This window comes from Streptomyces sp. NPDC002643 (genome assembly GCF_053592555.1).
Map to the genome: position 1 here is coordinate 83,702 of NZ_JBSFVY010000007.1, position 26,601 is coordinate 110,302.

At 70.6% G+C, this 26,601-nt stretch carries 18 protein-coding genes and 1 pseudogene; 16 read left to right on the forward strand and 3 right to left on the reverse strand.

The genetic code is table 11. The features are described 5' to 3' along the window. Position 1 precedes the first annotated feature (1 nt). The 9 genes and pseudogenes from gatA (at position 2) to ACWD4G_RS12850 (ending at position 11,119) form a co-directional block, all read left to right on the forward strand. Positions 2 to 1,498, forward strand: a complete 1,497-nt coding sequence (gatA, locus tag ACWD4G_RS12810) for an Asp-tRNA(Asn)/Glu-tRNA(Gln) amidotransferase subunit GatA (RefSeq protein ID WP_451292721.1) — start codon at positions 2 to 4, stop codon at positions 1,496 to 1,498. Beyond that, positions 1,495 to 1,734: a hypothetical protein gene (locus ACWD4G_RS12815; protein ID WP_451292722.1), complete on the forward strand. Its 240-nt coding sequence runs from the start codon at positions 1,495 to 1,497 to the stop codon at positions 1,732 to 1,734. Before gatA ends, ACWD4G_RS12815 begins: the two co-directional genes overlap by 4 nt. 15 nt (positions 1,735 to 1,749) lie before the next feature. Continuing rightward, positions 1,750 to 3,264, forward strand: a complete 1,515-nt coding sequence (gatB, locus tag ACWD4G_RS12820; RefSeq protein WP_451292723.1) for an Asp-tRNA(Asn)/Glu-tRNA(Gln) amidotransferase subunit GatB — start codon at positions 1,750 to 1,752, stop codon at positions 3,262 to 3,264. 393 nt (positions 3,265 to 3,657) lie between these two features. Then, complete coding sequence (locus tag ACWD4G_RS12825; protein WP_451292724.1) at positions 3,658 to 5,931, forward strand: MMPL family transporter; 2,274 nt, start codon at positions 3,658 to 3,660, stop codon at positions 5,929 to 5,931. After that, positions 5,909 to 6,481 carry a GNAT family N-acetyltransferase gene (locus ACWD4G_RS12830; protein WP_451292725.1) on the forward strand — a complete coding sequence of 191 codons (573 nt, stop codon included), beginning with the start codon at positions 5,909 to 5,911 and terminating at the stop codon, positions 6,479 to 6,481. Before ACWD4G_RS12825 ends, ACWD4G_RS12830 begins: the two co-directional genes overlap by 23 nt. Before the next feature lie 35 nt (positions 6,482 to 6,516). Next, positions 6,517 to 7,146: a hypothetical protein gene (locus tag ACWD4G_RS12835; protein WP_451292726.1), complete on the forward strand. Its 630-nt coding sequence runs from the start codon at positions 6,517 to 6,519 to the stop codon at positions 7,144 to 7,146. 192 nt (positions 7,147 to 7,338) lie between these two features. After that, positions 7,339 to 7,617 carry a hypothetical protein gene (locus tag ACWD4G_RS12840; protein WP_451292727.1) on the forward strand — a complete coding sequence of 93 codons (279 nt, stop codon included), beginning with the start codon at positions 7,339 to 7,341 and terminating at the stop codon, positions 7,615 to 7,617. Between the two features lie 95 nt (positions 7,618 to 7,712). Beyond that, positions 7,713 to 10,795 (forward strand): annotated as a pseudogene (locus ACWD4G_RS12845) (helix-turn-helix transcriptional regulator). Between the two features lie 63 nt (positions 10,796 to 10,858). After that, entirely contained in the window at positions 10,859 to 11,119 is a 261-nt protein-coding gene (locus ACWD4G_RS12850) for a type II toxin-antitoxin system RelE family toxin (RefSeq protein ID WP_451292728.1), read from the forward strand. 9 nt (positions 11,120 to 11,128) lie between these two features. Here the strand turns inward: ACWD4G_RS12850 and ACWD4G_RS12855 are convergent, their stop codons facing one another. Next, on the reverse strand, positions 11,129 to 12,289 hold the full coding sequence (locus ACWD4G_RS12855; RefSeq protein ID WP_451292729.1) for a PQQ-dependent sugar dehydrogenase: 1,161 nt from the start codon (positions 12,287 to 12,289) through the stop codon (positions 11,129 to 11,131). Positions 12,290 to 12,640: 351 nt separating this feature from the next. Then, positions 12,641 to 13,639 (reverse strand): aldo/keto reductase, encoded by a 999-nt coding sequence (locus ACWD4G_RS12860; protein WP_451292730.1) that lies wholly within the window; start codon positions 13,637 to 13,639, stop codon positions 12,641 to 12,643. A 144-nt stretch (positions 13,640 to 13,783) separates the two neighbouring features. On the opposite strand from ACWD4G_RS12860, the gene ACWD4G_RS12865 reads away from it, so the two are divergent. The 6 genes from ACWD4G_RS12865 (at position 13,784) to serA (ending at position 23,987) form a co-directional block, all read left to right on the forward strand. Next, positions 13,784 to 14,737 carry a 2-hydroxyacid dehydrogenase gene (locus ACWD4G_RS12865; RefSeq protein WP_451292925.1) on the forward strand — a complete coding sequence of 318 codons (954 nt, stop codon included), beginning with the start codon at positions 13,784 to 13,786 and terminating at the stop codon, positions 14,735 to 14,737. A 424-nt stretch (positions 14,738 to 15,161) separates the two neighbouring features. Next, positions 15,162 to 18,200 carry a putative bifunctional diguanylate cyclase/phosphodiesterase gene (locus tag ACWD4G_RS12870; protein WP_451292731.1) on the forward strand — a complete coding sequence of 1,013 codons (3,039 nt, stop codon included), beginning with the start codon at positions 15,162 to 15,164 and terminating at the stop codon, positions 18,198 to 18,200. Positions 18,201 to 18,567: 367 nt separating this feature from the next. Next, positions 18,568 to 20,415: an acetolactate synthase large subunit gene (locus ACWD4G_RS12875; protein WP_451292732.1), complete on the forward strand. Its 1,848-nt coding sequence runs from the start codon at positions 18,568 to 18,570 to the stop codon at positions 20,413 to 20,415. Positions 20,416 to 20,440: 25 nt separating this feature from the next. Continuing rightward, positions 20,441 to 20,968 carry an acetolactate synthase small subunit gene (gene ilvN / locus ACWD4G_RS12880; protein WP_451292733.1) on the forward strand — a complete coding sequence of 176 codons (528 nt, stop codon included), beginning with the start codon at positions 20,441 to 20,443 and terminating at the stop codon, positions 20,966 to 20,968. Positions 20,969 to 21,118: 150 nt separating this feature from the next. After that, complete coding sequence (ilvC, locus tag ACWD4G_RS12885) at positions 21,119 to 22,120, forward strand: ketol-acid reductoisomerase (protein ID WP_451292734.1); 1,002 nt, start codon at positions 21,119 to 21,121, stop codon at positions 22,118 to 22,120. A 277-nt stretch (positions 22,121 to 22,397) separates the two neighbouring features. Next, on the forward strand, positions 22,398 to 23,987 hold the full coding sequence (serA, locus tag ACWD4G_RS12890; RefSeq protein WP_451292735.1) for a phosphoglycerate dehydrogenase: 1,590 nt from the start codon (positions 22,398 to 22,400) through the stop codon (positions 23,985 to 23,987). 305 nt (positions 23,988 to 24,292) lie between these two features. Here the strand turns inward: serA and ACWD4G_RS12895 are convergent, their stop codons facing one another. Continuing rightward, a complete protein-coding gene (locus ACWD4G_RS12895) occupies positions 24,293 to 25,849 on the reverse strand; it encodes an MFS transporter (protein WP_451292736.1) in 1,557 nt (518 codons plus the stop codon). 129 nt (positions 25,850 to 25,978) lie between these two features. Between ACWD4G_RS12895 and ACWD4G_RS12900 the strand changes: the two genes are divergently transcribed. Continuing rightward, the gene (locus tag ACWD4G_RS12900) at positions 25,979 to 26,569 is read left to right on the forward strand and encodes a TetR/AcrR family transcriptional regulator (RefSeq protein WP_451292737.1); all 591 of its coding nucleotides are present in this window, start codon (positions 25,979 to 25,981) and stop codon (positions 26,567 to 26,569) included. Positions 26,570 to 26,601: the final 32 nt, after the last annotated feature.

Sequence of the window (26,601 nt, forward strand, 5' to 3'; positions counted from 1 at the left end):
CATGACCGACGCCATCATCAAGCTCACCGCGGCCGAGATCGCCGCGAAGATCGCCTCCGGCGAACTCACCGCCGTACAGGTGACCGAGGCCCATCTGGCCCGGATCGAGGCCGTCGACGAGAAGGTGCACGCCTTCCTGCACGTCGACCGCGAGGGCGCCCTCGCCCAGGCCCGCGCCGTCGACGAGAAGAAGGCCAGGGGCGAGAAGCTCGGGCCGCTCGCCGGGGTTCCGCTGGCGCTGAAGGACATCTTCACCACCGTCGGCGTTCCCACCACCGTCGGCTCGAAGATCCTCGAAGGCTGGCTGCCGCCCTACGACGCCACCCTCACCAAGAAGCTGAAGGACGCGGACGTCGTCATCCTCGGCAAGACCAACATGGACGAGTTCGCCATGGGGTCCAGCACCGAGAACAGCGCGTACGGGCCTACCGGCAACCCCTGGGACCTCACCCGTATCCCGGGCGGCTCCGGCGGTGGCTCCTCCGCCTCCCTCGCCTCCTACCAGGCACCCCTCGCCATCGGCACCGACACCGGCGGATCGATCCGCCAGCCGGCCGCCGTCACCGGCACGGTCGGTGTGAAGCCGACGTACGGGGCGGTCTCCCGCTACGGCATGGTCGCCTTCTCGTCCTCCCTCGACCAGGGCGGGCCCTGCGCCCGTACGGTTCTGGACGCGGCGCTCCTCCACGAGGTCATCGCCGGGCACGACCCGATGGACTCCACCTCCATCGACGCCCCGGTCCCGCCGGTCGTCGAGGCAGCCCGGGGCGGCAGCGTCGCCGGAATGCGCGTCGGTGTCGTCAAGCAGTTCCGCGGCGAGGGCTACCAGGCCGGTGTGCTGCAGCGGTTCGACGAGTCCGTGGCCCTCCTCAAGGAGCTGGGCGCCGAGATCGTCGAGCTGGACTGCCCCTCGTTCGACCTGGCGCTGGCCGCGTACTACCTGATCGCGCCGAGCGAGTGTTCGAGCAACCTGGCCCGCTTCGACGGTCTGCGCTACGGCCTGCGCACCGGCGACGACGGCTCGAACTCCGCCGAGGCGGTCACCTCGATCACCCGTGAGGCGGGCTTCGGCCCCGAGGTCAAGCGCCGCATCATGCTCGGCACGTACGCGCTCAGCTCCGGCTACTACGACGCGTACTACGGCTCCGCCCAGAAGGTCCGTACGCTCATCACCCGCGACTTCGAGAAGTCGTTCGAGAAGGTGGATGTGATCGTCTCCCCGACGACGCCGACCACCGCCTTCCCGATCGGTGAGCGCGCCGACGACCCGATGGCGATGTACCTCGCCGACCTGTGCACCATCCCGACCAACCTCGCGGGCAACGCCGCGATGTCCCTGCCCTGCGGTCTCGCGCCGGAGGACGGGCTGCCGGTCGGTCTGCAGATCATCGCCCCGGCGCTCAAGGACGACCGTCTTTACAAGGTCGGCGCCGCTGTGGAGGCCGCCTTCGTGGAAAGGTGGGGCCACCCGCTTCTGGAGGAGGCTCCGTCACTGTGAACGCACTGTCCAAGGCCAAGGACTTCAAGAAGTCCAGGACCGGTCTCTATGTATCGATGGCCACGTCGGCGTTCGGCGCCTTCGGTGTCTACAAGCAGATCAAGGCGGCCCGCTCCGACAACGACACGCTGCGGTTGCTCGACGCCGTCCTGACCGGCGCTGCGGTCGTCACCAATCTGGCCATCCTCTACCGCGACCTGAAGCGGCAGGGCGACGACGACATCCTGCTGGGCTGAGAGGGAAGTTTCACCGTGACCACCACGACCGACCTGGTGTCGTACGAGGACGCGCTGGCGTCGTACGACCCCGTCATGGGCCTTGAGGTCCATGTCGAACTCGGCACCAAGACCAAGATGTTCTGCGGATGTTCGACCGCGCTCGGTCAGGACGCCAACACCCAGACCTGCCCGGTCTGCCTCGGCCTGCCCGGCGCCCTCCCGGTCGTCAACGCGACCGGCGTCGAGTCCGCCATCAAGATCGGCCTCGCGCTGAACTGCGAGATCGCCGAATGGTGCCGCTTCGCCCGGAAGAACTACTTCTATCCGGACATGCCGAAGAACTTCCAGACCTCCCAGTACGACGAGCCGATCGCCTTCAACGGCTACCTCGACGTCCAGCTGGAGGACGGCGAGACCTTCCGCGTGGAGATCGAGCGCGCCCACATGGAGGAGGACACCGGCAAGTCCACCCACGTGGGTGGCGCGACCGGTCGTATCCACGGAGCCTCCCACTCACTGCTGGACTACAACCGCGCGGGCATCCCCCTCATCGAGATCGTCACCAAGCCGATCGTCGGGGCCGGGGAGCGCGCACCGGAGGTCGCCAAGGCGTACGTCCGTGAGCTGCGCGAGGTCATCAGAGCGCTCGGTGTCTCCGAGGCCCGGATGGAGATGGGCCAGATGCGCTGCGACGTGAACCTGTCGCTGCGCCCGAACGGCACCGAGAAGTTCGGCACGCGGAGCGAGACCAAGAACGTCAACTCGCTGCGCAGCGTCGAGCGCGCGGCCCGCTTCGAGATCCAGCGGCACGCGGCCGTGCTGTCGTCCGGCGGCACGATCGTGCAGGAGACCCGGCACTTCCACGAGGACACCGGGTCCACCACCTCGGGCCGGGTCAAGGAAGAGGCCGAGGACTACCGGTACTTCCCCGAGCCGGACCTGGTGCCGGTCGCGCCCTCGCGTGAGTGGGTCGAGGAGATCCGGGCCGCGCTGCCCGAGCTGCCGCTGGCCCGGCGTACCCGGCTGCTGGCCGAGTGGGGCATCTCCGCCACCGATATGCAGGCCATCATCAACGCCGGTGCGCTGGACCCGATCGTCGCCACCATCGACGCCGGGGCCGACGCCGCCTCCGCCCGCAAGTGGTGGATGGGTGAACTGGCCCGCAGCGCCAACGAGTCCGGCAAGACGCTGGACGAGCTGGCGATCACCCCGGCGCAGGTCGCCCGGGTCACCGAGCTGGTCGCGAAGGGTGACCTCAACGACAAGCTGGCCCGGCAGGTCATCGAGGGCGTCCTCGCGGGCGAGGGCACCCCGGACGAGGTCGTCGACAAGCGCGGGCTGAAGGTCGTCTCCGACGAGGGCGCCCTGACCACCGCCGTCGAGGAGGCCATCGCCGGCAACCCGGCCATCGCCGACAAGATCCGCGGCGGCAAGGTGGCCGCGGCCGGCGCCCTGGTCGGCGCGGTCATGAAGGCGACCCGGGGCCAGGCCGACGCGGCCCGCGTCAAGGAACTGATCCTGGAGAAGCTGGGCGTCAGCGAGGGGTGATCCGTCCCTCCGGATGCCTTGCCTTGCGGCTGAGGGGTGACCCACCGCACGGATGCCTTCCGACGGAGGTGACCCACCTCTCGCCGTAGCCTCCGGGCGCGGACTGAACACCCCGCGCTCCGGTGCCGTACCCCTGAGGGCGGCGCATCACCACGATGCGCCGCCCTCAGCCGTGTCCATCCGTGTCCACTCCCGTGACACAGGGCGACACACTGGCCCCGACTGCCCTGTGAGGTGCCTCCCATCTCCTGTGAGGAGACCCTCAAAACGGCCCAACGATCACTTTCGGGTGCGAGAGTGGCTGGGCCGTTGCTCATGCGTTCTTTGCGGGCTGTTCAGTTCATTTCGGCTGTTCACGGTCAAAGATCAACACCCCCCCCAGGAGCACGTTCCGTGGCAGCCCTCGCGCGCTGGTGTGTTCGGCACCGCCTTGTCGTCGTCCTGCTGTGGCTACTCGCCCTCGGCGGCACCGCCGCCGGCGCGGCCGCCGCGGGAGCCGCGTACTCGAACGACTACAAGACGCCCGGCACCGAATCCAGCCGCGCAGCCGAACTGCTGAGCGAGGGCTTCCCCAGGATCAGCGGCGACAGCGCCACCGTCGTCTGGCACACCGACCAGGGCACCGTACGGGCCGCCGCCGTCGAGCAGACCATGACGAAGACCCTCGACGAGATCGCCGATCTGCCGGGCGTCGCCGCCGTGACCGACCCGTACGACGGTGCCGGCACCGGCCGGATCAGCGAGGACGGGCACACCGCCTACGCCACCGTGACCTTCGACAAGGCCGCCGAGGACGTCGGTGAGGGCGAGGCCCAGGCCGTCGTCGACACCGCGAAGGCCGCCGAGGGCGACGGGCTCCAGGTGGAGCTGGGCGGTACGTCGATCGGGCTCACCGAGAGCGCCGACGGGCACCTCGCCGAGATCGTGGGCGTGCTGGTCGCCGCCGTGGTCCTCTTCCTCGCCTTCGGCTCGCTCGCCGCGTCCCTGCTGCCGATCGCCACCGCCCTGGTCGGCGTCGGCACCGCCTACGCCGGGATCACGCTGCTCGGGCACGCCATGACGGTCGCCGACTTCGCCCCCATGCTGGGCACGCTGATCGGCCTCGGCGTCGGCATCGACTACGCGCTGTTCATCGTCACCCGCCACCGCCGAGGGCTGAAACGCGGACTGCCGGTCGAGGAGGCCGCGCGCGGCGCCGTCGCCACCACGGGACGGGCCGTGGTGTTCGCGGGCGCCACCGTTTGCATAGCCCTGCTCGGGATGCTGATCCTCAGGCTCGGCTTCCTCAACGGCGTCGCCATCGCCGCCTCCCTCACCGTGCTGCTCACCGTCGCCGCCTCCGTCACCCTGCTGCCCGCGCTGCTCTCGTACACCGGCATGCGCGCCCTCAGCCGCCGTGAGCGCCGGCGGCTGGCCGAGCACGGCCCCGAGCCCGAACTGCCCACCGGGTTCGCGGCCCGCTGGTCCGCGTTCGTCGAGCGGCACCCCAAGAAGCTCGGCGCGATCGCCCTCGTCGTCATGACCCTGCTCGCCCTGCCCACGCTCGGCCTGCGCCTCGGCACCTCCGACCAGGGCAACGACCCGAAGACGGCCACCACCCGCCAGGCCTACGACCTCCTCGCTGGGGGCACCTCCCGCTCAAGCGAAGCCGAGAGTGGGGGAGGCTTCGGCCCCGGCGTCAACGGCCCGCTCACCCTGGTCACCAAGGTCGACGGCGCCGCCGACAAGCTCGCCCTCGACAGCCTCGACGCCACCCTCAGGGCCACCGAAGGCGTCTCATCCGTCACCCCGGTCACGTACAACACCGGCGGCGACACCGCGTACCTCACCGTCGTACCGACCTCCTCCCCGCAGTCCGAGAAGACCAGCCAGCTGGTCGAACGACTGCGCGACGAGGTGCTGCCGCGCGCCCAGACCGACACCTCCCTCGATGTCCATGTGGGCGGGGTGACCGCCGGTTACGACGACTTCGCGGACGTCATCGTCGGCAAACTGCCGCTGTTCGTCGGCGTCGTCATCGGGCTCGGCTGTCTGCTGCTCCTGCTCGCCTTCCGGTCGATCGGGATACCGCTGAAGGCCGCCGCGATGAACGTGGCCGCCGTCGCCGCCGCGTTCGGTGTGGTCGTCGCGATCTTCCAGTGGGGCTGGGGGAGCGAGCTGCTGGGCCTCGGCAGCGCGGGCCCGATCGAACCCTTCCTCCCGGTCATCATGGTGTCCGTCCTCTTCGGCCTGTCCATGGACTACCAGGTCTTCCTGGTCAGCCGGATGTACGAGGAGTGGCTGGAGACCGGCGACAACCGGCGCGCGGTCCGGGTCGGCCTCGCCGAGACCAGCCGGGTCATCAACTCCGCGGCGGTCATCATGATCTCCGTCTTCCTCGCCTTCGTCCTCAGCGGCGACCGCGTGATCGCCATGTTCGGCATCGCCCTCGCCTCCGCCGTCGCCCTCGACGCCTTCGTCCTGCGCACCCTGCTCGTCCCCGCCCTGATGCACCTGCTCGGCGGCGCCAACTGGTGGCTCCCCCGCTGGCTCGACAAGCGCATGCCCCGCATCAGCATCGAGCCTCCCGAGTCCCGTGCCGCCCATGAGAGGCTCGCGGACGTCGTGGTGGAGGAACTGGAGCCGGAGAAGGAGCAGCCGAAGGATGTACGCGATATCCCTGGGTGACGGAGCGGAACTGCGGCCCCTGGAGCCCTGGCACGCCGACGAGTTCCTGGCCCATCTGGAGCGCGGGCGGGACTTCATCAACGAGTACGTCCCCTTCGGGGAGAGGGCCGTCGACACCGCCTCCGCCCGCGAAGTACTCCAGCGGTACGCCGACATGCGCGCCGCCGACACCGGCTCCCTGCACGGACTCTGGCTCGACGGCACACTCGTCGGCGGTGTCCTCTTCCTCAACTTCGACGCGGAGAACGCCAACTGCGAGGTCGGCTGCTGGCTCGAACCCTCCGGTACGGGACGGGGGTTGGTCACCCGCGCGATGCGCGTCCTCATCGACTGGGCGGTCGGCGTCCGCGGCATCCACCGCGTCGAGTGGATCGCGGCCTCCGGGAACCGGCCGAGCATCAACGTGGCCCGGCGGCTGGGGATGAGCCGGGACGGCGTGCAGCGGGAGAGGTATCCCCACCGGGGGGTCCGGCACGACTTGGAGATATGGTCCGTTCTGGCGCCCGAATGGCGTGCCGCACGCGCGCGTACCGCGCACAACGATCATTAAGCGACCTCTCAGACAACATCCGTACGGTGCGAGGCATGGGAACCAAGACAGCTGACGAGACCGGGGCCGGGACGGGCGCCGACGCCACGAAGGGCGAGGAGACGGTGAACGTCACCAAGGAGGACACCACGGCGGACACGGCCACCGAGGCCGCCGAGGAGGTCCAGGAGGTCGGGGAGGCGAGCGGGGCTGCCGAGGGCGGCGAGGGCGCCGACGACATCGGTGGGCCCGACGCGCTCGACGAGGACGGGCTGCCGGTCGCCGCCAAGTCGTCCCCCGGTGTCGGGCAGGGCGCCGCCGCGATCGTCTCCGTCGTACTCGCCCTGGTTTCCCTCACCGGCAGCTGGGTCGGCAATGTGGCGCAGGCCCGCAACCAGATGTTCGGGCAGCTGGAGACCGCGCAGAACGCCGACGTCGCCACGATGCTCCACCAGTACTACGGCGAGTCCTGGAACGCCAACGCCCTTGTCGCGGGCATCTTCGCCCTCGTCGGACTGCTCGTGGGCGTCTTCGTGCTGATGCGGCCCGCGTTCGGCGACCCCGACCAGGTGCAGGCGCCGTGGGTGAAGTCGGCCGCCTGGGCGGGCATCACGGTCGCCTTCATCGGCCTCATCCTGGCCGTCCTCAAGTACACCGACATCCTGCTGAGCGTGCCGAGCACCTGAGTTCCGCGCGGGCCGGCGGCAGGCCGGTTTCTGAGGGGCCTTAGGTCCGCCGTGGGCATTCCCACGGCGGACCTAAGGCCCCTCACGCGTCGAAGATGCGGAACTCTCCCGATGTGGCCGACCCCCCTGGGAGACGAAGGTGGAGCCATCGCGAAACCAGCGATCCGACACCGGACTTCACGGGGGTACGACATGTTCGAGTACGAACTCCACCGCATCCGCTCCGCCGAACTGATCCGTGAGGCGGAACACCACCGCCGTGTACGCGAGGCCCGCCGCGCCCACCGAGAAGCCGCGCGAGAGGCCAGGGCCGCCGCGTCGGGGGCGAGTAGCGGCGGGAGAACCGGTAGGGACTCGGGGGCGAGTACCGAGTCGGGGGCCGCCTCCGAGACAGGGCCCCGGCCAGGGAAGCAGAGCGGCGACGGGACCCCGGACGGCCCCCGACGCTTCCGCTTCACCCGCGCGGCGTGACCACCTCGCCGACACCCGGCCCGGCCTCCCGGCACCCGCACCTGGCGATCCCCCTCCTCCCGATATTCGGTGCCGGGCCGGCGGCCCGGCGTGCGATGCTCGGGGTTGTGGAGAGCAGGTCAGTCAGTCCGGTGTTCGTCGGTCGGGTCGAGGAGTTGGCGGTCCTGCACGACGCGCTGGCCCGTGCGGCCGGTGCGGGTTCCTCGCAGGAGCGCGGTGGGGCAAGCGCGTGCGGTGAGCCGCAGGCGCTGTTGCTCGGCGGTGAGGCCGGGGTCGGGAAGACGCGGCTGGTGGAGGAGTTCGCGGCGGCGGCCGAGCGCGAGGGCGCGGTCGTCGCCCTCGGCGGCTGTGTCGAGATCGGCGCCGACGGACTGCCCTTCGCCCCCTTCTCCACCGCCCTGCGCACCCTCTACCGACGCCTCCCCGAAGAGCTGCCGCCGCAGCCGCCGGCCAGGAGCAGGAACTGGCCCGACTCCTCCCCGAGCTGGGCGAGACCCCGCGCGCCCGCCACGACGAGAACGGCACGGCCCGCCTGTTCGAGCTGACGGCCCGCCTCCTGGAACGCCTCGCCGCCGACCGCACCATCGTCCTCGTCCTGGAGGACCTGCACTGGGCCGACACCTCCACCCGCCACCTCCTCTCCTACCTCCTGCGCACCCTGCGCTCGGGCCGCCTCGTCGTCCTGTCCAGCTATCGCTCCGACGACATCCACCGCCGCCACCCGCTGCGCCCCCTCCTCGCCGAACTCGACCGTCTGCGCACGGTCCGCCGTATCGAACTGCGCCGCTTCAACCGCGCCGAGGTCGGCCACCAACTCGCCGGCATCCTCGCCACCGAACCCGACCCCACCCAGGTCGACGAGATCTTCGAACGCTCCGACGGCAACGCCTTCTTCGTCGAGGAACTCGCCGTCGCCGCCCACGACGGCGGCTGCGTCGGCCTCACCGACTCCCTGCGCGACCTCCTCCTCGTCCGCGTCGAGAAGCTTCCCGAGGACGCCCAGCGGGTCGCCCGTGTCGTCGCCGCGGGCGGCTCCACCGTGGAGTACGCCCTGCTCGCGGCCGTGGCCCGGCTCTCCGAGGACGACCTCATCGAGGCGCTACGGGCCGCCGTCGGCGCCAACATCCTGCTCGCCGCACCCGGCGGCGACGGCTACCGCTTCCGGCACGCCCTCGTCCGCGAGGCCATCGGCGACGACCTGCTCCCCGGCGAGTGCTCCCGCCTCAACCGCCGCTACGCCGAAGCCCTGGAGGCCGACCCCGCGCTCGTCCCCGCCGACGGCCGCGCCACCCGGCTGGCCAGCCACTGGTACCACGCCCACGACGCCGCCAAGGCCCTCCCCGCCGTCCTCGACGCCTCCGTCGAGGCCCGCTCCCGCCATGCCCACGCCGAGCAACTACGGCTGCTGGAGCGGGCGATGGAACTGTGGGACGCCGCCCCCGACGCCGTACGCGCCACCCTGCGCCCCGTCGACTACACCGAGGTCTACCCGCCCTGCGGCTGCGACCCCGCCACCACCCCGCTGCGCTATCTCGACCTCATGGCCGAGGCCGCCGTCGCCGGACGCCTGTGCGGTGAGCGGGAGCGGGCCATGCGGATCACCGCGCGGGCCCTCGATCTGCTCGCCGAAGGGGGCGATCCGCTGCGTACCGCCTGGTTCTGGATTCAGCGCTCCCTGCTGACCGAGAACCTGGCCCGGGGCGACGGCTGGAAGGAGATCGCCACCGCCCAGGAACTGGTACGCGGTCTGCCCCCGTCCGAGGTGCACGCCGAGGTCCTTTCCCGCGCCGCCAACTGGTCCATGCTGCACATTCCCGGCCCCGACGCCTTCACCGACGCCCAGCGCGCCGTCGAGTACGCGCGCATGGTGGGCGCCGAGGACATCGAACTCAACGCCCGCCTCACCCTCGGCGGGCTGATGGTCGAGGCCGGTGACGTGGAGGCCGGTTTCGCGGAGATGGAGGAGGTCCGCCTCCGCTCCCTCGACCGGGGGCCCACCGCCGTCGTGGGCCGCGCCTATGTCAACCTTCCGTCCTGTCTGGAGGGCGTCGGCCGCTCGCAGGAAGCGGTCCGGCTGATGCGCGAGGGCCTTGAAGTCACCCAGCGCATGGGCCTGTTGGTCTCCGAGTCCTGGATCTGGGGCAACCTCGCCGAGTCGCTGCTCTCCCTGGGCCGCTGGGACGAGGCCGCGGAAGCCGCCGAGGAGTCACGCACCAGGGGCGTCAACCCCAAGCCGCGCGGCCTGAACTCCATCTGCCTCGCCACCATGGCCCTCGCCCGCGGCGACCTGACCGAGGCCGGCCGCCAACTCGACTTCGCCCACGGCTACTACGGCACGCACAACCCCATGCCGCAGACCAACCTCCCGCTGTCCACCCTCACCCTCGGCATCGCCGCCGCCGAGAACCGACTCCCCGACGCCCGCGCCGAACTGACCCGAGTCCTCGATGCCGGCTTCCCCGTCGGCACCCAGCGTTACGCCTGGCCGCTGCTGCTCACCGCCACCGTCGCCGAGGCCGACGCCCGGAGCCTGCCCGGCGCCGAACAGGGCCGCGCCGAAGTCCTCGACCGCATCGGCACCGCGGCCAGGAAACTCACCACCGGCGCGCCCATCTGGCTTGCCCATGAACTCTGGGTGCGGGCCGAACTCCAGCGCGCCGAGGGCGTGATGACCCCCGAGAGCTGGTCCGACGTCGTCACCGCCTTCGAGCCCCTGGACCGGCCGTACGACCTCGCCCGCGTCCGGCACCGCCTCGCCGAGGCCCTGCTGACCGACGGTGACGACGAGGCCCGGCAGCGGGCGACGGAACTGCTCCGCCTGTCCGCCGCCGTGGCCGAGCACCTCGGTACCCGCCCGCTCGCCGACCAGGTCACCCACCTGGCCCGCCGGGCCCGTCTCACCCTCGATCACACCCCCGCCCTCGCGCCCACCGACCCCGTGACCGCGCTCGGCCTCACCGTCCGCGAACACGACGTCCTCCGCCTGGTGGCCGCCGGCCACACCAACCGCCAGATAGCCGAGCGACTCTTCATCTCCCCGAAGACCGCCAGCGTCCACGTCTCCAACATCCTCTCCAAGCTGGGCGTCTCGGGCCGGGGAGAGGCGGCGGCGGTGGCACATCGGCTGGGGGTGTTCGGGGAAGAGGCCGGGGCCGGGGAACGGCTCGCGGCGGGATAATGCGGCAGGCCACGCATCGCAGTGGCGGGACAATGCGGGCAGGCCACGCACCGCGGAGGAGCCGTGTTGTACCAGATCGAGTTCACCGAGCGCGCTGCCGCACAGCGTGACGCCCTTCCCGAGGGGCGCCGCAAGCTCCTGGAGCGGGGGCTCCACAAGCTGGCCGATGACCCGTTCACGCCCGTTTCCCAGGCGGTGAGCGGTGAGGACATCCGCGTGGTGTCCGTGGCTCCGGGACTGATCGTCGACTACATGATCCACCGGGCGTTCCTGATCCTGGTCTCCGTGGCGATGCTCGACCAGTCGCTGATCGACGACGAGTAGCCTCGCGTCCTACCTCACCTCCAGCTCCAGGATCTTGTCGTCCCCGCCCTCGGGGCTGCCCCGGCCGTCCGTCTCGCTGGTGACCAGCCACAGTTTGTCGCCGCCGGCCGCCACGACCGTGCGGAGGCGGCCGTAGTCGCCCTCCAGGAACGGCTGGGGGTCGGCGGAGGCCTTGGTGCCGTCCAGCGGGATGCGCCACAGGCGCTGTCCGCGCAGCCCCGCCATCCAGACGGAGCCCTCGGCCATCGCGATGCCGCTGGGGGAGGCCTCGTCCGTGCTCCACACGGCCACCGGGTCGACGAAGCCGGACTCGTCGCCCCGGCCCTCGACCTCGGGCCAGCCGTAGTTGCCGCCCGGCTCGATCAGGTTCAGCTCGTCCCAGGTGTCCTGGCCGAACTCCGAGGCCCACAGACGCTGCTTGCCGTCCCAGGCGAGCCCCTGGACGTTGCGGTGGCCGTAGGAGTACACGACGGAGTCGTCGAAGGGGTTGCCCGGGGCCGGTTGTCCGTCCGGGGTCATCCGGAGGATCTTGCCGCCGAGGGAGTCCTTGTCCTGGGCCAGCGGGCCCTCGTACCGCTCGCCCGTGCCGGCGTACAGCATGCCGTCGGGGCCGAAGGCGATACGGCCGCCGTTGTGGTTGGTGCCCTTGGGGATGCCGCGCAGGACGGTGTCCGGGGCGCCGAGCTGTTCGCCCTCGGGCTTCTCGGGGTCGTAGATCATTCGTACGATCCTGTTGTCGGACTCCGAGGTGAAGTACGCGTAGATCAGGTGGTCCGAGGCGTACTCGGGGGAGAGGGCCAGGCCCATGAGGCCGCCCTCGCCGGCGGCGGCGACGCCGGGGACCTCGCCCAGCTCGGTCTTCTCGCCGGTCTTCTCGTCGATTCTGGTGATCGTGCCCTGGTCGCGGGACGACACCAGCAGGCCGCCCTCGGGGAGTGGGGCCAGGCCCCAGGGGGAGTCGAGGTCTTCGGCCACGGTGCGGATCACTGTGACCGAGCCCTTGGCCGGGGGTGGTGTTTCCGTCTGCTCGGAGGGGGCGGCCGAGGCCGTGCTGCTGGGGGGTGGGCTTCCGGCTTCGTTCGGTCGCTCTCCGTCGTCGGAGGAACAGGCGGTTGTCACCGCCAGGACGGCTGCCGCCAACACGGCCGTCACCGCTCGCTGTTGCACCATCACGATCCCTTCGGGCCCTTCGGTGTGGAGCTTCTACTGTTCATACACCGCGAGTGCCCCGCAGGTTCCGGCTCGGACCTTTTTCGCCCCCGCCGCCCCTACCCGTCCCGTCCCCAGGGGCTGCGCCCCTTCGACCCCCTGCGCCTGATAGCTCGGGGGTGGGGGTTGGTTTGGCGGGTGCGGGTGGTGTGTGGTTGCTCGCGCAGTTCCCCGCGCCCCTAAAAGCTTGGGGCTGCGCCCCGCTTTTGATCGGCCCGCAGGGCCATCAAGGGGCGCGGGGAACTGCGCGACCAGCCCCCTCCCACCCGCACCCGCCACACAACCCCTACCCCCGAGCTCTCAGGCGGTCTCTCAATCCCACGAGCCCTGGGCCGGAGGCAACGCGGCCACCTCGGAGAGGTCCGCGGGGGTCAGCCGGAGGCTCGCCGCCGCCGCGTTCTCCGCCACGCAGTGCTCCCGCTTGGTGCCCGGGACAGGGACCACGTGGGGGCCCTGGGAGAGGAGCCAGGCCAGGGCGACCTGCGCCGGGGTCACGGCGTCGCCATGGCGGGCGGCCACCCGGCGGAGGCCGGCGACGATCGGCTGGTTCGCGGCCATCATCTCGGCGGTGAAGCGGGGGTGCCGGGCCCGCATGTCGTCCGGTTCGAAACCCTCGCCCGGGGTCAGGGTCCCGGTGAGGAAACCGTTGCCGAGGGGCATGGCGGCGAGGAAGCCGATGCCACGGGCCGAGCACCAGGGGAGCAGGGAGGTCAGCGCCTCCCGGGACCAGACCGACAGCTCCGCCTGCACCGCGCCGACCGGGAACACCTGCTGGACACGGCTCAGCCGGCGGATCGTCGCGTCGTACATGCCCTCGCCCGGACGGCGGCCGGCCCGCGCGCCGACCGCGCTGAGCCCCAACGACCGTACCTTTCCCGCCTGTACGAGCTCCGCCATCGCACCCCAGGTCTCCTCGACGGGCACCTCGGGGTCCTCGCGGTGCAGCTGGTAGAGGTCGATGACATCGGTCTGCAGCCGGCGCAGCGAGGCGTCGCAGGCGCGTTTCACATAGCCGGGGCGGCCGTTGGCCACGATGTGCTGCTCGCCCACCAGCAGGCCCACCTTGGTGGAGACGAACGCCTCCCGGCGGCGCTCCTTCAACACCCGCCCCACCAGCAGCTCGTTGGTGAACGGGCCGTACATGTCGGCGGTGTCCAGCAGCGTGACACCGAGGTCGAGCGCCCGGTGCACCGCCCGCATCGACTCGTCGCCGCGTTGCCGCGACCCTGTGTACGCCCAGCTCATCGGCATGCATCCGAGTCCGACGGCCCCCACTTCGAGCGTCGCCGCGCCGATCGTCCTGCGCTCCACCTGGTCGTGACCCTCCCTCTCCTGGCCCCCCAACCTAACCTCTGCCGTCACGGGCACCTGACATAGCCTCCGAGCATGACTGCCGACCGCGCCCCAGACAGCACCCCGGACACCACCGGCACCACCCCGGACGTGACCGCCGACGTGTGGCTGCCCATCCCGCCGGACGACATCGACGGGCTCCCCGAGGGGCCCAACTACCTGTTCTGGGACGGAGGTGAAGACGGAAACCAGCCGTATCCCGGTGACCCGTCCGCATGTGTCCTGTACGTGGTGCCGTACATGAAGCCCTGGGCGGTGCGGGGCAACCCCCTGGAACGCATGCGGAACCTGAGCGTCATTCAGACGCTCACGGCGGGTGTCGACGACGTCATGGCGCGACTGTCCGTGGTCGCACCGGGCGTCCGGCTCTGCAACGCGCGAGGAGTGCACGAGGCCAGTACGGCCGAACTCGCCCTCACGCTCACCCTCGCCTCACTACGCGGAGTACCCGACTTCGTACGCGCCCAGCAACGGGGCCACTGGCAGGGCGGTTTCCGTCCGGCGCTGGCGGACAGGAACGTGCTGATCGTCGGCTACGGCGCGATCGGCGCCGCCATCGAGGACCGGCTCGTGCCCTTCGAGGTGGCGCGGGTGGCGCGCGTCGCGCGCTCCGAGCGCACCACGGAGCGCGGACCCGTGCACCCGCTCACCGACCTGCCCGCCCTGCTGCCCGAGGCGGATGTCGTGATCCTCTCCACCCCGCTCACAGAACAGACGAAAGGCCTGGTGGACGGCGCATTCCTGGCCCGGATGAAGGACGGGGCACTGCTGGTGAACGTCGCCCGCGGCGGAGTCGTCGACACCAAGGCGCTCCTCGCCGAACTGGACACGGGGCGCATCACGGCGGCGCTCGACGTGACCGATCCCGAGCCCTTGCCACCGGCCCACCCCCTGTGGCAGGCGCCCGGCGTGCTGATCAGCCCCCATGTCGGCGGGCCCACCTCGGCCTTTCTGCCGCGCGCCAAAAGGCTGTTGGTGGACCAGTTGGAACGTTTCGTGAACCACCGGCCGCTGCGCAACGTGGTCCTTATGACGGGCGCGACCACGCGCGCGTAATCCACTTCGGGCACCCTCCGCATCTCTTCGGAAGCGGTGAGTGCTCGTTTTGCCGCAGGTGGTCACGGAGCGTATGGGTGCACTGTCCCTGAGTGACGAGGCTGGTGTATCGTCCCGACAGGGGCTGCGCCGCGCACCGTTCGGCGCCGGGGACGGACTTGAGACTGCGAGGGGGGCGACGGGCGATGCACGGCCTATGGGCGAACGATCCGACGCGGCGGAGCCGACTCAGGCCCTGGCGAGCCGCGACGCGCAGACACCCGAACGGGAGTCACGGCGTCCACAGCGGTCACAGCCGGCTCCGCGGGCACGGCAGCCGCAGAGAACTCATCCATCCCGCGCACCGGCACCGGCGGGACACGCTCACCCATCCCGCCCGGCGGAACCGGCGCGGCGCGGGACCGGTACGGATCGGAGCGATCCGGTGAGCCCCCGCCCGTCCTCCGCGCCCACGCTGAGCCCCCGGCTCAGGGCCGCGGGGCCGGTGCCCGGACCCCTGCCGCCTGGCGGGCCGCCGCCCGAGCGCGGCGGCGCGAGCCTACGGGCCCAGATCGTCCTCGCCCTGCTGTGCGCGGCCTACGCCCTCGGCGCCGCGCTCGGCTGGGGCAACCACCAAGTCGCCCTCGTCATGGGCGACTTCGGGCTCGCCGCGGCCGCCGCCGCGGCCGCCGTCTCCTGCTTCCGCTACGCGCGCAGCCGCCACAGCCGCTTTCGACCCGCCTGGCTGCTGTTCGCCCTCTCCTCGGCGATGGCCGCGCTGGGCAACGGCGTATGGGGCTGGTACGAGGTCGTCCTGGCCCAGGACGTCCCCAACCCCAGCTACGCCGACCTGTTCTTCCTCTGCTTCGCGCCCCCCGCCATCGTCGGACTGCTGGTGCTGGCCAAGAGGCCCGTGACCAAGGCCGGCTGGGTCTGTCTGGCGCTGGACTCCTGGCTCATCGGCGGCTCCCTGGTCACCCTCTCCTGGAGCCTGGCGCTCGCCCAGACCGCCCACCGGGGCGGCTCCACCACCGCGCACACCGCGCTGTCGCTGGCCTACCCGCTGCTCGACATCGCCCTGGTCAGCATGGTGCTCGCGCTGCACTTCCGCCGCACCTCGGTGCACCGCACCGCCGTCAACACCGCGATCGGCGCGCTCGCGCTCACCGTGATGTGCGACGCCCTGTTCACCTCGCCCCTGCTCAACACCAGCTACCGCTCGGGCCAACTGCTCGACGCCGGCTGGTTCGCGGGCTCCCTGCTCCTCGCCTACGCCCCCTGGGCCGGCCAGCGGCAGAGCCGCCCCGAGGACGAGACGCACACGCGCGTGGTGCACGAGCACATCCCGGGACAGCGCCATGACGCCCTCCGGTACGACGGCCCCCACGCGGGGCACGTCCATGTGCCCCTCCAGGGCGACGGGCCCAGCCGGTATCCGGCCACCCGCCCCATCGCCGGCTCCCTGGCCGCGCTCACCCCGTACCTGGCCGCCGCCGTCTGCACGCTGGGCATCCTCTACAACGTGCTCAACGGCCGCAGCGTCGACCGCGTGGTACTCATCACCGCCTGCACGGTCGTGCTCGCCCTCGTCGTACGCCAGGGCATCATGCTCCTCGACAACATCACCCTCACCCAGGAGCTGGCCCAGAAGGAGAACCACTTCCGCTCCCTGGTGCAGGGCTCCAGCGACGTCATCATGATCGCCGCGCCCAACGGCATCCTCCGCTATGTCAGCCCGGCCGCCGCAGGGGTCTACGGACGCCCCGCGGAGGATCTCGTCGGCAAGGAGCTGGCCTCGATCATCCACCCCGAGGACCTGGGCTGCGTCGTCCACGAGGTGCGCCGCTTCCTCGCCGCCAGCCCCGCCGAGGAACCCACCACCCGGATCGAGTGCCGCTTCAAATCCGGCGACGGCGGCTGGCTGAATGTGGAGTCCACGGTCAACAGGCACCACGGCGGCCTCATCTTCAACAGCCGTGACGTCACCGAGCGGGTGCGTCTGCAGGCCCAGCTCCAGCACAACGCCGAGCACGATCCGCTCACCGACCTGCCCAACCGCGCCCTGTTCACCAAGCGCGTCCAGCAGGCGCTGTCCGGCCGCCGCTCCTCCGACCGGGGCATCGCCCTGCGCAACACCGCCGTCCTCTTCATCGACCTCGACGGCTTCAAGGCCGTCAACGACACCATCGGCCACCAGGCCGGGGACGAACTGCTCGTCCAGGCCGCCCGCAGACTCCAGGAAGCCGTCCGCCAGGGCGACACCGCCGCCCGGCTCGGCGGCGACGAGTTCGCGGCGCTCATCGTCGGCGACGGCTCACGCGACCGGGCCGCCCGTGAGCAGCACATCTTCGAGCTGGCCGACCGGCTCAGGGTCACGCTCTCCCAGCCGTACACCATCGACGGCAACGACGTCAGGGTGGCCGCCTCCATCGGCGTCGCCTTCGCCGAGTCCGGTCTCGGCGCCGGTGAGCTGCTGCGCAACGCCGACCTCGCCATGTACCGCGCCAAGGCGTCCGGCAAGGGCCGGGTCGAGTTGTACCAGCCGCAGATGCAGCAGGACGTCGTACGCAAGGCCGAGCTGGCCACCCGTCTGCGGGCCGCGCTGCACGACGGCGAGTTCCTGCTGCTGCACCAGCCCGTCGTCGAGTTGGACACCGGGCGGATCTCGTCGGTCGCGTCCCATGCCCGCTGGTGCTCGTCCCAGGGGGTGCTGTTCACCCCGGCCGAGTTCCTGCGGGTCTCCGAGGACAACGACAAGACCGCCGAGCTGGGCCGCTGGATGCTGGAGCAGGCCGTCGAGCACGCCTCCGACCGCCTGGCGAACGGCCTGCACGTCCCGGTGTCGGTCCGGATGAGCGCCCGGCGGCTGCTGGACCGCTCACTGCCCCCGGCCTCCCTGGAGACGCTGCTCACCCGTCATGGGCTGCCCTCCGGCTCCCTGGTCATCGAGTTGTCCGACACCGAGCTGAAGGGCTCCATGGACGATCTGGAGCGCCGGCTGACCCATCTGCGGCGTCTCGGTGTCCGGGTCGCCCTGGACGGCCTCGGCAGCGGCCAGGCGGCCATCACGGCGCTGCGCCGCCTTCCCGTCGACGTGCTGAAGCTGGACCGCGGTCTCGTCGAGGGCGTCGTGGAGTCCACCCGGCTGCACAAGATCACCAGTGGGCTGCTGCGTATCGCGGGCGACCTCGGTCTGCAGTCGGTGGCCGAGGGGGTGGATCTGCCCGAGCAGGTCATCGCCCTGCGCGCCATGGGCTGCACCCATGGCCAGGGCGCCGCCTTCTCCGGGCCGCTGGACGAGTACCGGCTCCGCCGGGCCCTGTCCACGGGCCACTATCCGGTGCCTCACGGTCCGGTCGAACCCGCGTTCGCGGGCGGCCCGAGGGAACCGCAGGGGCGCGTCGCCGTCGAGGGTGCGACCAGGCGGCCCGAGGGGTTGAGTACGGTCGTGGTCTCGACTCCGACCGGGGCGCCCGGGAGGTGAGTGTGAAATGACAGGCGCGGAGGTGTACACAAGGGGGTGTGCCCGCTGTTCCCGGAGGCGGAAGTGCTCCTAGAAGTGCCCCTCGCTCACATAATGAGACTCCTGTCCCACCCGCTTGACACGTGGTGCGCGCGAGGGGGAGGGTCAGTGCCATGCGCACCCGAATCCTCGTACTTGGAAAGCGCGTCGGCTGAAGCTGGGACCCACCGGACGACGATCCGTCAGTCCCCAGCGACCGTACCCGGCGCGCTCCCCTCGCTTGCCTCGTGGCAAGGAGGGGTTTTTTGTTGCACGGGCACCAGTCGGGCGCCAGCCCCACACCGCACGAACCTCGCAAAACACCCTCAGCATCGAGAAGAGAATGCCGATGACCGAGCAGGCCACCGGGGCCCACCATCCGCAGCCGCGGCCCCGATCCGGAGGACAGACCACCCCCGTCGAGCACGTCACGGGTGCGCAGTCCCTCATCCGCTCTCTTGAGGAGGTCGGGGCCGAGACGGTATTCGGCATCCCCGGAGGCACCATCCTGCCGGCGTACGACCCCCTGATGGACTCCACCCGCGTGCGCCATGTGCTCGTCCGCCATGAGCAGGGCGCCGGTCACGCGGCCACCGGCTACGCGCAGGCCACCGGCAAGGTCGGCGTCTGCATGGCCACCTCCGGCCCCGGCGCCACCAACCTGGTCACCCCGATCGCGGACGCGCACATGGACTCCGTGCCGCTGGTCGCGATCACCGGGCAGGTCGTGTCCAAGGCGATCGGTACGGACGCCTTCCAGGAGGCGGACATCGTCGGCATCACCATGCCGATCACCAAGCACAGCTTCCTGGTCACCAAGGCCGAGGACATCCCCCGGGCGATCGCGCAGGCGTTCCACATCGCCTCCACCGGCCGCCCGGGACCGGTCCTGGTCGACATCCCCAAGGACATCCTCCAGGCCAAGACCACCTTCTCCTGGCCGCCGGTCATGGACCTGCCCGGCTACCGCCCGGTGACCAAGCCGCACGCCAAGCAGATCCGCGAGGCCGCCAAGCTGATCGCCGCCGCCAAGCGCCCGATCCTCTACGTCGGCGGCGGTGTCATCAAGGCCCGCGCGACCGCCGAGCTGAAGGTGCTCGCCGAGCTGACCGGCGCCCCCGTCACCACCACCCTGATGGCGCTCGGCGCGTTCCCCGACGGCCACCGGCAGCACCTGGGCATGCCCGGTATGCACGGCTCCGTCGCCGCCGTCACCGGACTGCAGAAGGCCGACCTGATCGTCGCCCTCGGCGCCCGCTTCGACGACCGTGTCACCGGCAAGCTCGACAGCTTCGCCCCCCACGCCAAGATCGTCCACGCGGACATCGACCCGGCGGAGATCGGCAAGAACCGCGCCGCCGACGTGCCGATCGTCGGTGACGCCCGCGAGGTCATCGCCGACCTCATCCAGGCCGTGCAGAAGGAGCACAGCGAGGGTAACCAGGGCGATTACACCGCGTGGTGGAAGGACCTCGACCGCTGGCGCGAGACCTACCCGCTCGGCTACGACCTGCCCGCCGACGGCTCGCTCTCCCCGCAGCAGGTCATCGAGCGCATCGGTCAACTCGCCCCCGAGGGCACGATCTTCGCGGCGGGCGTCGGCCAGCACCAGATGTGGGCCGCCCACTTCATCCAGTACGACAAGCCCGCCACCTGGCTGAACTCCGGTGGCGCCGGAACGATGGGGTACGCGGTCCCGGCCGCCATGGGCGCCAAGGCCGGAGCCCCGGACAAGGCGGTCTGGGCGATCGACGGCGACGGCTGCTTCCAGATGACCAACCAGGAACTCACCACCTGCGCCCTGAACGGCATCCCGATCAAGATCGCGGTCATCAACAACGGCGCCCTCGGCATGGTCCGCCAGTGGCAGACGCTGTTCTACAACCAGCGCTACTCCAACACCGTGCTGCACTCCGGCCCCGACGACGTCAACCCGGACGCCCGCGGCACCCGCGTCCCCGACTTCGTCAAGCTGTCGGAGGCCATGGGCTGCTACGCCATCCGCTGTGAGCGCCCCGAGGACCTGGACAAGGCCATCGAGGAGGCGAACTCGATCAACGACCGCCCCGTCGTGGTCGACTTCATCGTCCACGAGGACGCGATGGTGTGGCCGATGGTCGCCGCCGGCACCTCCAACGACGAGATCATGGCCGCCCGGGACGTCCGCCCCGACTTCGGCGACAACGAAGACGACTGAGAGCCGTAGGTAAAGGAAGCAGACCATGTCCAAGCACACGCTCTCCGTCCTGGTGGAGAACACCCCCGGCATCCTCGCCCGGATCGCCGCCCTGTTCTCCCGCCGAGGCTTCAACATCGACTCACTCGCCGTCGGCGTCACCGAGCACCCGGAGATCTCCCGCATCACCATCGTGGTGAACGTGATCGAGGAGCTTCCCCTGGAGCAGGTGACCAAGCAGCTCAACAAGCTCGTCAACGTTCTGAAGATCGTCGAGCTGGAGCCCGCCTCCGCCGTCCAGCGGGAACTCGTTCTGGTGAAGGTGCGCGCCGACAACGAGACGCGTTCCCAGATCATCGAGATCGTCCAGCTCTTCCGAGCCAAGACCGTCGACGTCTCCCCGGAGGCCGTCACCATCGAGGCCACCGGTTCGAGCGACAAGCTGTCCGCCATGCTGAAGATGCTGGAGCCGTACGGCATCAAGGAGCTGGTCCAGTCCGGCACGATCGCGATCGGCCGCGGCGCCCGCTCGATCACGGACCGGTCGCTGCGCGCACTGGACCGGTCGGCGTAAGGATGGGTCAGGGCGGCCGGGGAAAGCCGGCCGCCCGTACCGCCTGCCGTACCGGCGCCGTACCGCCCGTATACCGAGACCCCGAGACTTCACATCCCCCCGCCGTCATACGGTGGGACGCAACACCTGCACTCAAGGAGAGAACCCAAAGTGGCCGAGCTGTTCTACGACGCTGACGCCGACCTGTCCATCATCCAGGGCCGCAAGGTCGCGGTCATCGGCTACGGCAGCCAGGGCCACGCCCACGCCCTGTCCCTGCGCGACTCCGGTGTCGACGTCCGCGTCGGTCTGCACGAGGGCTCCAAGTCCAAGGCCAAGGCCGAGGAGCAGGGCCTGCGCGTGGTGACCCCGTCGGAGGCCGCCGCCGAGGCCGACGTCATCATGATCCTCGTCCCGGACCCGATCCAGGCCCAGGTCTACGAGGAGCACATCGCCCCGAACCTGAGCGACGGCGACGCCCTGTTCTTCGGCCACGGCCTGAACATCCGCTTCGGCTTCATCAAGCCCCCGGCCGGCGTCGACGTCTGCATGGTCGCCCCCAAGGGCCCGGGCCACCTGGTCCGCCGCCAGTACGAGGAGGGCCGCGGCGTTCCGTGTATCGCCGCCGTCGAGCAGGACGCCACCGGCAACGCGTTCGCGCTGGCCCTGTCGTACGCCAAGGGCATCGGCGGCACCCGCGCCGGTGTCATCAAGACGACCTTCACCGAGGAGACGGAGACCGACCTGTTCGGTGAGCAGGCCGTTCTCTGCGGTGGTACGGCCGCGCTGGTCAAGGCCGGTTTCGAGACGCTGACCGAGGCCGGTTACCAGCCGGAGATCGCGTACTTCGAGTGCCTGCACGAGCTGAAGCTGATCGTCGACCTCATGTACGAGGGCGGCCTGGAGAAGATGCGCTGGTCGATCTCCGAGACCGCCGAGTGGGGCGACTACGTCACCGGCCCGCGGATCATCACGGACGCCACCAAGGCCGAGATGAAGAAGGTCCTCGCCGAGATCCAGGACGGCACCTTCGCCCAGGCGTGGATGGACGAGTACCACGGCGGCCTGAAGAAGTACAACGAGTACAAGACCCAGGACTCCGAGCACCTGCTGGAGACCACGGGCAAGGAGCTGCGCAAGCTGATGTCCTGGGTGAACGACGACGAGGCGTGAGCCTTTGCTCCGCGACGGTGCCGCCTGTTCGGGGTGCCGTCGCGGGGCTCCGCCCCGGACCCCGCTCCTCAAACGCCGGAGGGGCTTTTTTGATCTGTGGTTCCCTTCCGGGTGACCTTTCCACAGCGGCGTGAGACGAAGCCCCCGGCGCCACTACACTGCCGTACTACATACGCGTCAGGCCCACAGCGTCGTGCGTCTTCCACGCGGCCACCACCCTCCACCGCCTGCGGCCGTCGGGACGGCCGTCCGCAGCATTGGACTTGTGAGGACTCACGTGAGCTCGAAACCAGTCGTACTGATCGCTGAAGAGCTGTCGCCCGCCACGGTGGACGCGCTCGGCCCGGACTTCGAGATCCGGCAGTGCAACGGAGCGGACCGAGCCGAACTGCTCCCGGCCATCGCCGACGTCGACGCGATCCTGATCCGCTCCGCCACCAAGGTCGACGCCGAGGCGATCGCCGCCGCGAAGAAGCTGAAGGTCGTCGCCCGCGCGGGTGTCGGTCTGGACAACGTGGACGTCTCCGCCGCCACCAAGGCCGGCGTGATGGTCGTCAACGCCCCCACCTCGAACATCGTGACCGCCGCCGAGCTGGCCTGCGGTCTCATCCTCGCCACCGCCCGCCACATCCCGCAGGCCAACACCGCCCTGAAGAACGGCGAGTGGAAGCGCAGCAAGTACACGGGTGTGGAGCTGGCCGAGAAGACCCTCGGTGTCGTCGGCCTCGGCCGTATCGGCGCGCTCGTCGCGCAGCGCATGTCCGCCTTCGGGATGAAGGTCGTCGCCTACGACCCCTACGTCCAGCCCGCGCGCGCCGCCCAGATGGGTGTGAAGGTCCTGTCGCTGGACGAGCTGCTGGAGGTCTCCGACTTCATCACCGTCCACCTGCCGAAGACCCCGGAGACGGTCGGTCTCATCGGCGCCGAGGCGCTGACCAAGGTCAAGCCGTCGGTGCGGATCGTCAACGCCGCGCGTGGTGGCATCGTCGACGAGGCCGCCCTGTACTCCGCGCTCAAGGAGGGCCGCGTCGCCGGCGCCGGTCTCGACGTGTACGCCAAGGAGCCGTGCACCGACTCGCCGCTGTTCGAGCTGGACCAGGTCGTGTGCACGCCGCACCTCGGCGCCTCCACCGACGAGGCCCAGGAGAAGGCCGGTATCGCCGTCGCCCGCTCGGTCCGTCTCGCCCTCGCCGGTGAGCTGGTCCCGGACGCCGTCAATGTCCAGGGCGGTGTCATCGCGGAGGACGTCAAGCCGGGTCTCCCGCTCGCCGAGCGCCTCGGCCGGATCTTCACCGCGCTCGCCGGGGAGGTCGCCGTCCGCCTCGATGTCGAGGTCTACGGCGAGATCACCCAGCACGATGTGAAGGTGCTGGAGCTGTCCGCCCTCAAGGGTGTCTTCGAGGACGTCGTCGACGAGACGGTCTCGTACGTCAACGCTCCGCTGTTCGCCCAGGAGCGCGGTGTCGAGGTGCGGCTGACCACCTCGTCCGAGTCGCCGGACCACCGCAATGTCGTCACCGTGCGCGGCACGCTCGGCAGTGGTGAGGAGGTGTCGGTGTCCGGGACGCTCGCCGGGCCGAAGCACCACCAGAAGATCGTGGCCGTGGGTGAGTACGACGTGGATCTCGCCCTTGCCGATCACATGGTCGTCTTCCGTTACGTCGACCGTCCGGGTGTGGTGGGGACGGTCGGTCGGATCTTCGGTGAGGCCGGGATCAACATCGCGGGTATGCAGGTGGCTCGGTCCGCTGCGGGTGGGGAGGCGCTGGCTGTGCTGACCGTGGACGACACGGTTTCGCAGGGCGTTCTGACCGAGGTGGCCGGGGAGATCGGTGCCACGTCGGCTCGGTCGGTGAATCTCGTCTGAGGTTGTTTGCGGGTAGTACGGGAGGGTCCGGCCGCCGGTGGGTGGTCGGGCCCTTTCGTTCGCCCCCGCCGCCCCTACCCGTCCCATCCTCCAGGGGTGGCGCCGCCCCTTCGACCCCGCGTTTCTGGGGGCTGCCGCCCCCAGGCCCCCGATGGGGCGGCGGAGTTGTGGGTATCCGCGCGTTCGTTGTGGCTGGTCGCGCAGTTCCCCGCGCCCCTGAAAGCCTGGGGGCGCCCCCTGCCTTTCAGAGGCGCGGGGAACTGCGCGAGCAACCCCCACGCACCCGCAGTCGCCCGCTCGGTCCCTCAGGCCACTGCCCGGTCCCTCTGCGGTGGCTGCTCGCAGGTCTCCCGGACCCGTACCGTTCGCAGCGCCGCCACCGCCACCGCCGCGGCCACCAGTAGTGTCGTGGCCCCCGCGACCGCGGCCCACTGCATTCCGTTGGTGAACGCTTCCCGGGCCGCCGCGGCCAAGGAGGTGCCGGTGGGGGCGGGCAGTTGTTCGGCCACGGCCAGGGCTCCGCCCAAGGTCTCGCGGGCCGGGATCGGCGCCGTCGCCGGGATGTCGTGGTGGTAGACGGCCGTGCCGATCGAGCCCAGGACGGCCATGCCCAGGGCCCCGCCGAACTCCTGGCCGGTTTCGAGGAGGGACGAAGCCGTGCCGGCCTTCTCGACGGGGGCGGCACCCAGGGCCAGATCGGTCATCTGGGACATGACGGTGACGATGCCGGCGGCCAGCACACCCGCGCCGATCAGGACCGTCCAGAGGGCGGATATGTTCACCGTGGCCAGTACGACGTAGCCGCTCGCGGCGGTGGCGAAGCCCGACGCGACCACATACGCCCGGTTCACGCCCCGCTGCACCAGCCGCGTCGTGACCGGCGCCGTGACGCCGATGAGGACCGATGGCAGCAGCGCCCACAGGGCGGCTTCCAGCGCGCTCTTGCCGAGGGCGGACTGCAGGTACTGGGTGGTGAAGTACGCCGAGCCCATCATTCCGAAACCGGCGACGAGATTCAGGGCGACGGCCGGGGTGAAGCCCGGGGCGCGGAACAGCGCCGGGGGGATCATCGGGGCGGGCGCGGTGCGCTGGCGGCGGAGGAAGAGGGCCGTGAAGAGGGCGCCCACGGCGAGGGAGAGCGCGTTCCGCGGCGTCCAGCCCTCCGACGGGATCTCCTTGAGGGCGTAGACCACGGGCAGCACGGCCGCCATCGACAGCGGGACGCTCAGCAGGTCGAAGCGGCCCGGCGTGGGCGTCCTCGACTCGGGGAGCAGGACCGGGCCCAGGATCAGGAGCAGGGCCATCGCGGGCAGGTTCACCAGGAAGACCGAGCCCCACCAGAAGAACTCCACCAGGACGCCGCTGAGCACCGAGCCGAGGGCGACGCCCGCTGTCAGGACACCGGACCAGATGGCGAGCGCCGTCGCCCGCTGGCCGGAGTCCGTGAACATCGTGCGGACCAGCGCCAGGGTCGACGGCATCAGGGTCGCGCCACCGATGCCGAGCACCGCGCGGGCCGCGATCAGGGTCTCGGCACTGTGCGCGTACGCGGCCACGAGCGAGGCCGCGCCGAACGCCGCCGCGCCGATCAGCAGCAGCCGACGGCGGCCGACGCGGTCGCCCAGCGAGCCCATCGTCATCAGCAGCCCGGCCAGCACGAACGCGTAGATGTCGAAGATCCACAGCTGTTGCGCGCCGGTCGGTTCCAGATCCGCGCTGATCGCGGGCACCGCGAAGTAGAGGACCGACACATCCATCGAGACCAGCAGCAGCGGAAGCATCAGCACGGCCAGGGCGGTCCATTCGCGCCGCCCGGCCCGCGCTGTGGAGAGGGGTGGGTTCTGTTCGGGGTTCGTCGTCATGGGCTGGACTGTACGGGTGTCTTATACGTGTGTCTAGTACGCTTGTTTAATACGAATGTTTAATACGGTTGTTCAGTTGGTTTGCGGGCGTCTGGGGTGGTCGTATGGCCTGCGGTTACGCTGACCGGCATGGGACACCGTGAGGATCTGCTCGAAGGCGCCAAGCGCTGCCTGCTGGAGAAGGGCTTCGTCCGGACGACGGCGCGCGACATCGTCAAGGAGTCGGGGACGAATCTGGCGTCGATCGGCTACCACTACGGTTCGAAGGACGCGTTGCTGGCGCAGGCGTATGTGGCCCTGGTCGGGGAGGCCTCGGAGGCGTTCGACTCGGGGGAGGCGGTGACGACCGGTACCGCGCCGGGGTCGGTCGAACGGTTCCGGGAGGTGTGGGCGAACGTCATCGACACCATGCGGGAACCCGGTTCGATGTGGCGGCTCAGCATGGAGATCATCGTCATCGGGGACCGGCTGCCCGAGTTGCGGGACCATTTGGCGCTGGCCCAGCGGGAGGCGGGGCGCGGGCTGATCCCGATGTTCATGGACGGCCGGGAGGAGGACGTCTCGGAGAAGGACGCCGACACCCTCGGCAAGTTCCTCGTCACCCTGATGACCGGGCTCATCGCCCAGTGGACCTTCGACCCGCCGACCGCACCCGAGGCGGACGAACTCGCCGAGGGGCTGCGGCGGTTCATCGAGACGGCGGCGGCAGCGGGTGGGTGAGGGCCCGGCGTGCCCCTACGCCGGCACAAGCT